This is a genomic window from Paenibacillus sp. P4_A9, from assembly GCF_056402415.1.
In genome coordinates this window covers 1-2,815 of record NZ_JBFUHL010000168.1, presented here as the reverse complement: position 1 = coordinate 2,815, position 2,815 = coordinate 1, and the positions used below count along the sequence as shown (strand labels likewise).

The following is a 2,815-nucleotide window of genomic DNA, read 5'->3' as shown; positions in this document are numbered from 1 at the left end:
TGGCCATGGTGTGGGTTTGGCATGTATGCGTGACATTCGAACTTGGGCAGAAAACGAAGTAGGATGCCAAGGCATCGTCATTGAGGTAGAGGCTGAACCAACCGCGGATAATGCKGAGCGAATTCGATTCTGGGAAAAAGCAGGATTTCTCTTGACCGATTACGTGCATACCTACATTTGGGTCCCCGAAACTTATCGGGCTATGTACTTGAGTTTCGGTGCTTTCGAACAGCAAGACGGGAAACGACTATTCGAATATATTACCAAGTATCATGAGAATGCCTATCGCGTTAAAGGTTGAAAAAAGGAATGTTGCCAATTCCAAATACTGAGGGTGAGTCATAAATGATTAAAAGATTGATTTATCGGGCCGAATGGCAGTCAGGACAAGAGGCCGAGGGCTTGAAGGCGTTAGAGCTAAACCAACAAGCACGTAAGCTGGTGGAGCAGGGGGCGCTGATGACAGCTGCGGTCTTCGTTTGGCGAAACAATCTATTCCTCTATTATGAGTGCATCAACCGAGTAGTGTCCCCCGATGAAGTCGCAGGTGCCGCGGTCCCTTTTTTAAAAGAATGGCCTGGACAGGAGCAGCCTCGAAAGTGGATCTTAATGATCGATGTTTTCCACTTTAACGAGCCCGCAAGCTATGAACACTGGCTGAGAAAGCAACCGGTGTTGTCCCGGGTAGGCAGGGTCGCGCATTTGAAGCCTGAAATGATGAGCAGTTATATCTATTATCATTATCAACTGCAGGAAGAGCGAGCTTTCCATGGGGACAAGTATGAAATTATTGCGATGCATGAGAACCTTTTATTCGGTTATCAGGAATTTCCGAAGGTTATTGAGGAGCCCGTTGTGATGGGGCGTCTGAGCACGAAGGGAACACCCGAGAATTGGAACGATTCACGGATGGATCTGCATTTTCCGCCGTGGGAAGAGGATGGGCATTTGTATTTTAAACCGATTGAGCAAGTGTTTGCGTATTATATTGGTGATATGTAGGACCCCTTTTATGAAGACTGTCACAGGTTAAGTTACYCGTAGCGGCAAATGCGGTTACGTATCAAAAAAACCATTGGAGTTCCAATGGTTTTTTTGATGGACATTTTTATTGAAGATTATTGAGGGTTTTTTCTCTGAACTTACGTAGTACTATTTAGACATAGAGCGCAGGAAGATTGGATTGATGAATGAGGTGGTAAATTGGACATATCCGAAGAGGATTTAACTTCACGATTGAAAGCTAAGGATCCTGTGGCATTAGAAATTCTGATGGATAGGTACGGATCACATGTGTATCATTTTGCACGTAGGATTCTTGATAATACGGGTAGTAGAGAGGACATTGAGGAGTGTGTAAGTGACGTATTCATCACGGTTTGGAATAAAATTGATGATCACGATCCGTTACGAGGCTCTCTACAAACATGGATTTATATGATTACCAAGTATCGAGCGCTAGATTGTAGAAGGAAATTATTAGAGCGACCTCAGCTTGAATTGTTCGATGTGGATTTGAAGAATAACGATAATACGGAAAGTTCTGTCTTACAAAGGGCTGAAACCGAAGAAATTTTACGCATTGTGGATTCCTATGGCCTCTTAGATCGTACGATTTTTTATAAAAAATATTTCTTGTATGAATCCTTGGATCTGATTGCTTCAGGCTTGGGATTAACACGAAAAGCGGTTGAAAACCGCTTAAGACGCACTCGAAACGCATTGAAGCAGCAATTGATTCCCGAATGGAAGGAGGAAATGTCTCATGAATAAGAAGAGTGATCGCGAGTTATATCTCAAACTGGATCAATTAGATGAGGACCAAGCTAATCTTCTCATGAGTCAAATAGAGATAACCGATGAAGAGCCCATTGCTGCAGAAACGCTAGCCCGGATCAAAGCAGATACGTTTACCAAGCTTGGACTTTCTCCAACAATTGGAATTACAGCATTGAAACTGAACCCTAAACCACGATCATATAGCAGGGGAAAAAGGAAACGAAACTTCGTTATCGGTATAGCTTCCATCGTATTTGTCGCTTATTTTGCTATAAGCTCACCAGAGGTTAGAGCCCAGATTCACAAAGCCTTTCAGTACTTGCCTGGCTTTGCGACTGTTCAGGATACGGAGAAAGAACTTGTTCAATATGTGCTTCCGAATCCGGTAGAGGTACCAACAAGTGCAGGTTACATTCAAATACGCGGGTTATCCATTGGTGATGAACGATCATTCATAACCTTAGTCAGCTCGGGTACTTCCACCATTCGTTCGTTCGTTCTGAACAATGGTGAAGGAAAGTCCTATCTTATTAAATATGGCAGTATTTCAAGTGCAGGGACGGAATGGAGTGGTACCTATTATTATGAAGGGCCAATCGAAGTCACGGATAAGATGAGTATATCCCTTGAAAATCAATCCTCTAGTATTCCGCTTCATCTAACGAGGGTGCAGCAGGCTGAACAGATCAATGACTTTGGGACCACAGATACCCATCATGGCGTTAGCCTTACCGCTTTATCTAGCTCAGACGATAACAAGAAGACGAAGGTCACGTTACTCCCACAAGTCCCTATAGGAATGAGGATTGATGCTTACGGTTTTACGCAATATGACTACGTGGGTAAACCAGAATTAACGAACAATAAGGGAGAACTCATTGCGCTTCAGCGGGATCCGGATTTCCCTAATCCGAATGAATTCAGCTTTGAACGTAGTGCTGAGGCATCAACAAGCTATAAACTCATCATACCTGCCATTTCAGCAGTCAAGAAAGCAGCAAAGCAAGAATCGTTTACTGTTCCAATACCCAAACAA

At 43.4% G+C, this 2,815-nt stretch carries 4 protein-coding genes; all 4 read left to right on the top strand.

Going from position 1 to position 2,815, the window contains the following annotated elements; genetic code table 11:
* Positions 1-301 (top strand): N-acetyltransferase (locus AC1DVJ_RS30510; RefSeq protein WP_477596607.1); only part of this gene is annotated, 301 nt, incomplete at its 5' end.
* Positions 302-345: 44 nt separating this feature from the next.
* Complete coding sequence (locus tag AC1DVJ_RS30505) at positions 346-1,002, top strand: hypothetical protein (protein WP_477596605.1); 657 nt, start codon at positions 346-348, stop codon at positions 1,000-1,002.
* A 201-nt stretch (positions 1,003-1,203) separates the two neighbouring features.
* The gene (locus AC1DVJ_RS30500) at positions 1,204-1,773 is read left to right on the top strand and encodes a sigma-70 family RNA polymerase sigma factor (RefSeq protein ID WP_477596603.1); all 570 of its coding nucleotides are present in this window, start codon (positions 1,204-1,206) and stop codon (positions 1,771-1,773) included.
* A partial coding sequence (locus tag AC1DVJ_RS30495) for a hypothetical protein (RefSeq protein WP_477596601.1) occupies positions 1,766-2,815 on the top strand: 1,050 nt, incomplete at its 3' end. The genes AC1DVJ_RS30500 and AC1DVJ_RS30495, both read left to right, overlap by 8 nt.